General features: G+C 39.3%; 7 protein-coding genes and 1 pseudogene. 5 read left to right on the top strand and 3 right to left on the bottom strand.

Translation table 11 applies throughout. The features are described 5' to 3' along the window. Positions 1-377 (bottom strand): annotated as a pseudogene (locus tag L652_RS0100305) (hypothetical protein); the annotation flags it as partial. A 372-nt stretch (positions 378-749) separates the two neighbouring features. Then, a complete protein-coding gene (locus L652_RS0100300) occupies positions 750-1,424 on the bottom strand; it encodes an HAD family hydrolase (protein ID WP_024595735.1) in 675 nt (224 codons plus the stop codon). Between the two features lie 428 nt (positions 1,425-1,852). Between L652_RS0100300 and L652_RS0100295 the strand changes: the two genes are divergently transcribed. Together L652_RS0100295 and L652_RS0100290 are read left to right on the top strand one after the other, a co-directional pair. After that, positions 1,853-3,379 (top strand): catalase, encoded by a 1,527-nt coding sequence (locus L652_RS0100295; protein WP_024595736.1) that lies wholly within the window; start codon positions 1,853-1,855, stop codon positions 3,377-3,379. A gap of 98 nt (positions 3,380-3,477) precedes the next feature. Continuing rightward, complete coding sequence (locus L652_RS0100290) at positions 3,478-3,993, top strand: ankyrin repeat domain-containing protein (RefSeq protein WP_004334678.1); 516 nt, start codon at positions 3,478-3,480, stop codon at positions 3,991-3,993. A gap of 56 nt (positions 3,994-4,049) precedes the next feature. On the opposite strand, the gene yddG is transcribed toward L652_RS0100290, so the two are convergent. Next, positions 4,050-4,970: an aromatic amino acid DMT transporter YddG gene (gene yddG / locus L652_RS0100285; protein ID WP_024595737.1), complete on the bottom strand. Its 921-nt coding sequence runs from the start codon at positions 4,968-4,970 to the stop codon at positions 4,050-4,052. Positions 4,971-5,417: 447 nt separating this feature from the next. On the opposite strand from yddG, the gene L652_RS0100280 reads away from it, so the two are divergent. From L652_RS0100280 to L652_RS0100270, 3 genes are all read left to right on the top strand, one after another. Then, positions 5,418-6,071: a TetR/AcrR family transcriptional regulator gene (locus L652_RS0100280; RefSeq protein WP_004334664.1), complete on the top strand. Its 654-nt coding sequence runs from the start codon at positions 5,418-5,420 to the stop codon at positions 6,069-6,071. A 3-nt stretch (positions 6,072-6,074) separates the two neighbouring features. Further along, positions 6,075-6,557: a putative 4-hydroxy-4-methyl-2-oxoglutarate aldolase gene (locus tag L652_RS0100275; protein ID WP_024595738.1), complete on the top strand. Its 483-nt coding sequence runs from the start codon at positions 6,075-6,077 to the stop codon at positions 6,555-6,557. A gap of 409 nt (positions 6,558-6,966) precedes the next feature. Then, positions 6,967-7,355: amidase family protein (locus L652_RS0100270; RefSeq protein WP_029770081.1), on the top strand; the 389-nt coding region annotated here is incomplete at its 3' end.

Below are 7,355 nucleotides of genomic sequence, written 5' to 3'. Positions count from 1 at the left end.
GATACCGTGATCATCGCGGCCGATATAACACTAAAAATAACCACGTTAGCCCAGTTATAGAGCTTGGTCATTGAGTTACCAGCAATTTTGTTTAAGTAGTTATATAAACTTAAGCGGGTTTCTACTGCAATGGGTGCAGTAATCAGCCACCAAGAACACATTGCTAACAGGTTACCTATTAATAAACCCAGTAGAATGTCGATGGTTGAAGCGCCTAATGCAACAAACGTTGCACCAATAACAAATTCAGTAGCCGCAACATGTTCGCCGGCGTATAGCCCTGCAAAATGCTTCCAGCCGTGAAGCTTATTATTAGCAACAGGAAGTTGCTCTTCGTTTACATCTTTAAATGTTTGTGTGTGTGGACTCGTTGCCATGGTATTTCCTATTGTTAACAGCAAAGCATTTGATACCAATCTGCATAACTATTTGAATAATTTAACGAGTTAAATTACCCCATAACGTCGTTAAAAATTTTATATTTAGAACAACTAGATATAAAAATTTTTGCCTAGTTACAGTGCAATTTTCTTATCGTTAAATAAACCCCATATTCAAGCAGATTGGTATAGTACCTAAATACTTTGCCTTTTATAATTTGGCTTATAAACGCATGATGTTTTGCCATGTTTTGTTTTATTTTTAGTAAAGCAAAACCATCTACATTTATATTTTGCGTTTGCTTGCCTGTCAGTGTGTAAGGCGAGCAAATCGCGTTTAAAACTTTGTTTATTTAAAAAGCTGCGTGTTTACTGCTTTTTAAGTGCAGGGTATGCACTTAAAAAATCTTGCCAATGCGTTAAATGATCAACATTTGGGTAAGCACTGTGTACATGATTAACAGAGCCTTGCATATGTTGCCCACCGCTGTAATGCAGTACTTGCATATTGGCGTCAATTCCTGCATTTACGCCGGCTTTACTGTCTTCAATTACTAAGCAATGCTCTGGCTTTACACCCATTTGCTTAGCTGCATGTAAAAATAAATCAGGCGCCGGTTTACCACGCTTAACTTCGCTGCTGGTAAAAACCGTATCGCTAAAGTACTTACTTAAACTCACTACGCTCAACGCTTTTGCGGTGCGTGCTGGGCTACTGCTTGTAGCTATACAAATAGGCACAGCTAAATTGTTAAGTACGTCTTCTATACCATCAGTCGTGGTTAGTCCGGTTTCAAATTCGTTTAATAGTGCCTCGCGGTAGTCACCTTCAAAGCTTTCAGGAAGAGTGACATTAAATGCATCCGCTATTTTTTGGCTTACTGTTTTAAAGTTGCAGCCTAAAAAGTGTTGCTGTACATAAGCGCGGTCAATCTCAACGCCTTTTTCAACAAGCATATTAATGAGTACTTGTGCGCTTAAAATTTCGCTATCAATAACAACGCCATCACAATCAAATATCACTAGCTCAATATTAGTATTCATCTTGTCACCTTATTAACACTGTTTGGTTTAGCTAATTTAAGTATAACGAGTTAAGCGCGATTAATATTGTGCAACTTTTTAGTGCAACTCAGTAATGGGCATAAGCTCACTGGTTGAGCATATTCCCTTTATTGTGCGAATATGTCAACACACTGTAAGTATAAAACGCACCAGCTTGGTGAAAATACCGCCAGATAAAACTAAAAACCTTTGTATTTAATAAATTTTATAAAAGCATATTGCGACTAAGGTCGTAGTAAAAAAAATTACATTAATGTAAAAAGTGTATCTGCAAATTCATCTCATCTGTTTTACAAATCACATCAATCTAATTAATCAGTTTTACCGAAGTTAATAAAATTAATACTATCGTTAACAGATTAACAGCCTGCACCACTGCCGGCACTTTTAAATAGATGAGGTCGACAATGAATACTCAAATAAACAAAACAAAATTAACACTAACTGCACTGGCACTTGCAATGGCATTATCGGCAAGCGCAGCAACAACTCTTACTAAAGATAACGGCGCAGCTGTTGGCGACAACCAAAATTCAATTACTGCTGGCGAACGTGGCAGTGTATTACTAGAAGACGTGCAACTAATTCAAAAACTGCAACGCTTTGCACGTGAGCGTATTCCTGAGCGTGTTGTGCATGCTCGTGGTACCGGCGCACACGGTGTGTTTGTAGCATCAAAAGAGCTAGACGATTTAACAATTGCAGCACCGTTTGCACAAGCTGGTAAAGAAACAGACGTATTTGTTCGTTTTTCATCGGTAATTCACTCAAAAGGCAGCCCAGAAACACTGCGTGACCCACGTGGCTTTGCAACTAAGTTTTACACAGACCAAGGTAACTGGGATTTAGTAGGTAACAACTTACCGGTGTTCTTTATTCGCGATGCGATTAAATTTCCAGACATGGTTCACTCGTTAAAGCCATCACCGGTTGATAACATTCAAGATCCTAACCGCGTATTTGACTTTTTCTCGCACGAACCAGGTTCTACACAAATGCTAACGTGGGTTTACAGCGACTACGGTACACCAGCAAGTCTTCGTAAAATGGACGGTTGGGGTGTACATGCATACAAAATGATTAACAAATCGGGCGATGTTAAATACGTTAAGTTTCATTGGGTAAGCCAACAAGGTATTGATAACCTTGACGCAAAAGAAGTAGCTAAAGTGCAAAGCCAAGACTTCCAACACTTAACACGCGACCTTTACAGCGAAATTGGCAAAGGCAATTTCCCTAAATGGGATCTGTACATTAAAACGCTTGATCCATCGCAGCTTGATGACTTTGATTACAACCCGTTAGATGCAACAAAAATGTGGTTAGACATTAAAGAAACTAAAGTAGGAACAATGACCCTAAACCGTATGCCAACTAACTTCTTCCAATCTACGGAACAAGTAGCAATGGCACCGGCAAACATTATTCCAGGTATTGAGCCATCAGAAGACAGACTATTACAAGGTCGTATGTTTTCTTACGCTGATACACAAATGTACCGCCTAGGTGCTAACCACCAGCAACTGCCAATTAACCGTGCAAAAGTTGAAGTGGTTAACTACAACCAAGACGGCGCAATGAATATTGGTAACACTACAAGCAATGTGAACTACCAGCCAAGCCAAGAAAACGTAGCTGAAAACCCAATTGCACGTAGAAGTAACACAGAGCTAAAAGGCTTTGTACAACAAGCTGCGATTAAAAAACAGCAAAACTTCGCGCAAGCTGGTGTTATATACCGTGGTTTTAGCAAGCAAGAACGTACAAACCTAATTAATAACCTAGCAGGCGATTTAGGCAAAGTGCAAAACAGCAGTGTTAAACACAAAATGCTTAGCCACTTTTACAAAGCTGATAGTGAGTACGGTACACGCTTAACTAAAGCTGTAAACGGCGACCTTAAAATGGTTAAACAACTAGCCGCTAACTTATAAGCAACTAGTTAAAAGCAATTAGTCCCAACTAAATAGCTATTTAAACCACAATCATGAGGAAGGAATAAACCCTTCCTCTTTTATAAGAGACAATTATTATGCGTAATTTATTAATTATAGTCGCTCTATTTCTGAGCTTTACCAGTAGCGTTTACGCTCAAAATACATCAGATACACAAACACCCAGTACGCAATCTGAAACCCAACATTCTGCAAAAACTCAATACGATAGTTTATTTGCTTATTACTTTGCCGCAGCACGCACAAACGACACAGCTGTAATAGAGCAATTTGTAGATGCCGGTATTCCTATCGACAGCTACAACAATAAAGGCTACACCGCGTTAATGATTGCTACTTACCATGGTAATAAAAACACGGTTAACACACTTTTACACTTAGGCGCTAATGCCTGTCTAGAAGATAACCGTGGCAACACAGCGCTAATGGCCGCTATTTTTAGAGGTGAATTTAGTATAGCTAAAACACTCGTATCACTTGATTGCGACAACGCGCATCAAAACAAAGCCGGTCAAACAGCAGAGCAATTTGCACAAACATTTGGTCAACAAAAAGTTATAGAGTTACTAGCGCAGGTAAATAATGCAAAATAATCTGCACGCAACAAAAAGCCCTAAAATAATAGGGCTTATTTTTAATAAAATTAGTCTTATGTTGCAGACGCTATTTGAGGTTGTTTAGGCTTTTCTCGCGTTACAAAGTAGCAAATTAGCGAGCCCACTGTTACCAGTACAACCCCCTGCCAAAACGAAGCACTCAGCGTAATAGATAAATACAACGCCGAAATAATAGTAGAAAACACCGGTGTAAAGTACGAAAGTGTTCCCAAAAGCATTAAGTTACCGCCAATAATAGCTTGATTCCACAGTGCATAACCGCTCCCCACTACTACACCAGCTAATAGCAACGTTATGCTTGAGCTGAGTGAAAACGTTAATGGTGCTTCATTACTAAAACCATATTGCGCCCACAAACTCATTGCCGTGACAGTAAAAAATAACGTAATAGCATTTTTACCATTACTCAGCTTTTGCGTAACTACGCAATAAATAGCCCATATAAACGCTGCAGCTAATGCCATTAAGTAAGTAGCAGGATTATCAGCAAAGTTAGTAACAAGCGTATCGAGTGACATTTTTTGATCGCCTGTAATACACCAAGCAACGCCTAAAAAAGCAATGATCATGCTTGGGTAAACCCAGAAACTTACTTTTTTACGACCAATAATAATAGAGAGCAGTATAGTCAGCGTGGGCCATAAATAATTAATAACCGCCATTTCCATTGCCTGATGACGGCTATTTGCCATACCAATAGAAAGCGCCAAGCAAATTTCGTACGATACAAATAATAAAGTACCTATTACCAAGTAACGTTTCGAAAAACCACTAAACTTGGGCACTCCCATAACCAAAATTAAAAATATCGCACTGACAGAATACATAGCCGCCGCACCACCAATGGGGCTAAACAACTCAGAAATATCCCGTAGTAATGCAACTAAGCAACTCCACAGTAATATGGCCGCGACTCCATAAAGCGTGTATTTATTTTTGCTTATAAAATCCATTTGCCAATCCAAAAGTACTACTCGTAAATTTGAAACTAAACTAACAGTAATTATTTAATTAAACAATAAGGGTCTGTTGTTCTTTCAAGGTTGAATTTGCAGCAGTCTGTTTGGTATTTAGGCAAGGCAGAGCCTATATAGTGTGGTTATTCCCCATTAATGGGCGATAACGTAGCATTAATGCCAAACAGGCGCTGCCCAAAGGGTTCTTCCTAGGGGCTACTTACTCTTTGTTGCTCGGTTTTTACTTAGCCCACTAGGTTACAAATCTCGCGCCGCGATTAAATAGCCCCTAGTTTGAACAAATTTTAATCCGCAAAGATCAACAGACCCTAAAGTTAATAGCTTAAACCTCTCATTTGTTTTGAGCATTCACCCTTTTTAGTAATTGACCTTTTGGTCAGTAAAGCTACAATCAATCAATACGTTAAACACGCAAACTTTATAATGACCACACAAATAAAGCCAAATAAAAAAGAAGTCACACGCGAGAAAAACCAAAAACTAATTTTAGATGCCGCCGAGCAATTGTTTTCGCAATTAGGTTACGACGGAGCAAGTATGAGCATGGTTGCTAAAGAAGCGCAGGTGCCAAAAGCTAATATTTTGTATTACTTTAAAAGTAAGGATGGTCTGTACGAGTCTGTGATTGACCGCATAATAGCTAATTGGAACTTAGGGCTCGATAACGTCACAATTAACGACGATCCAGCTACCGTGCTTTATAACTATATTAAAAGCAAAGTAATACTGGCCGTAAATCAGCCAATGCAATCTCGCTTATTTGCCAGTGAAATACTGCGCGGTGCACCCTATTTACAAAACTACTTTAGAACCAATACCCGCCCTTGGGTTAAACAAAAGGTTGATGTACTTCAAGCATGGATGGACGCTGATAAAATGGATAAGGTTGATCCCTACCATTTGCTCTTTACTATTTGGTCTACCACGCAATATTACGCCGACTTTCAGGCTGAGGTTTTACTCGTAATGAACAAATTAGAGTACGACGAAACCGATGTGGCACAAATTACGCAATCAATTGCCCACATAATTTTAAAAGGTATTGGTCTTAAAATACCTGAGCAAAGTGAGACTTAACCCATGACATCCTTTACTACACCCGATTTATTTGACGATCATCGCGATAACGTGCAAGTAGCAGACAGCGGCCTTTATCACTTTGGTAAAAAAACCACGTTTTATGGCAAAGTAGTTACCGTTACCTGCCCAGAAGACAACTCTTTTGCCGCCGATATATTGCATGAAAATGGTGAAGGTAAAGTATTGGTTATAAACGGGTTTGCGAGCAAACGCTTTGCGTTTATAGGCGATATTATGGCTGAGCGTGCCCTAAATAATGGCTGGGAAGGCGTAATAATAAATGGCTGTTGCCGAGATATAGAAATACTCGCCACGATGAACTTACCTGTAATGGCGCTAGGCTCTACACCGCGTAGTACCTTAAAGCGCGGCTTTGGTGATAAAAACCAAGCAGTTACTATGCTTAGCACTACTATTGAACCTAACGATTGGGTTTTCGCCGATATTAACGGTTTAATCATCAGTAAAACGCCCCTTATTTAGCACTCAAAACCATATAAATAGAGACCAACTTGGTGCATCTGCGCACCAAGTTGGTTTGTTTTAGCTCATTTTAATCTCACTATTTCTACAGCCCACATTTACAAATCTCATACAACCCAACAAAACCTGACCAGTTGGACAGGATTTTAATTTATGGCATTCCTCTTGCTTAGTCTAAGCACTATAAAATCAAAACTACCGATTAAAAAGCGGAGCCTTAGCAATTGCATTAAATTAGTGATCTATTATAACGCGAAGAAAATGACGCAGTGAGTGCGCTATTTAATCCGATAAAATGATCATGTTTTTAATAAAATTGGTATTCATAATAATAATAACCAGCCCGCTTTTTAATCACTCTTAACTTAATAAGTAAGTACTTGGTCAGTTTTATAATAATGAGCTGCAAATGAGTGATAAAAAAAACAACAAAGGTATATTTTGCAATCACGGTCCTACCCTGTGGCAAACAAACCACTCTGGAGTGCTTGCAAACAATCGCTTAGCTGTAAAAGATGTATTTGCAGTAAAGGGCGAGCGTAACAGCGCAGGCAACCCACACTGGTTTAAAACAGCTAAACCGGCTCAAAATACGGCAAGCTCGGTTAATAAGCTCATGACCGCTGGTTGTAACTTTATAGGCTTTACCCATACTGACGAGCTGGCTTATAGCTTAGAGGGTAATAACATACATTATGGCGCTGCGCAAAATCCTAAATTAAAAGGGCATGCTTGCGGTGGTTCGAGTATGGGGTCTGCTGCTGCAGTTGCTGCTAACTTAGCTGATATTGGCTTAGG

The sequence above is a fragment of the Pseudoalteromonas sp. TB25 genome, assembly GCF_000497995.1.
Lineage (GTDB): Bacteria > Pseudomonadota > Gammaproteobacteria > Enterobacterales > Alteromonadaceae > Pseudoalteromonas > Pseudoalteromonas distincta.
The sequence above is the reverse complement of the archived record's forward strand: the minus strand, read 5'-3'. Positions and strand labels throughout refer to the sequence as shown.

Bases quoted from the DNA above. Each gene is read 5' to 3' on its own strand.
- L652_RS0100300 (WP_024595735.1), bottom strand. From the start codon at position 1,424: ATGAATACTAATATTGAGCTAGTGATATTTGATTGTGATGGCGTTGTT.
- L652_RS0100295 (WP_024595736.1), top strand. From the start codon at position 1,853: ATGAATACTCAAATAAACAAAACAAAATTAACACTAACTGCACTGGCA.
- L652_RS0100290 (WP_004334678.1), top strand. From the start codon at position 3,478: ATGCGTAATTTATTAATTATAGTCGCTCTATTTCTGAGCTTTACCAGT.
- yddG (WP_024595737.1), bottom strand. From the start codon at position 4,970: ATGGATTTTATAAGCAAAAATAAATACACGCTTTATGGAGTCGCGGCC.
- L652_RS0100280 (WP_004334664.1), top strand. From the start codon at position 5,418: ATGACCACACAAATAAAGCCAAATAAAAAAGAAGTCACACGCGAGAAA.
- L652_RS0100275 (WP_024595738.1), top strand. From the start codon at position 6,075: ATGACATCCTTTACTACACCCGATTTATTTGACGATCATCGCGATAAC.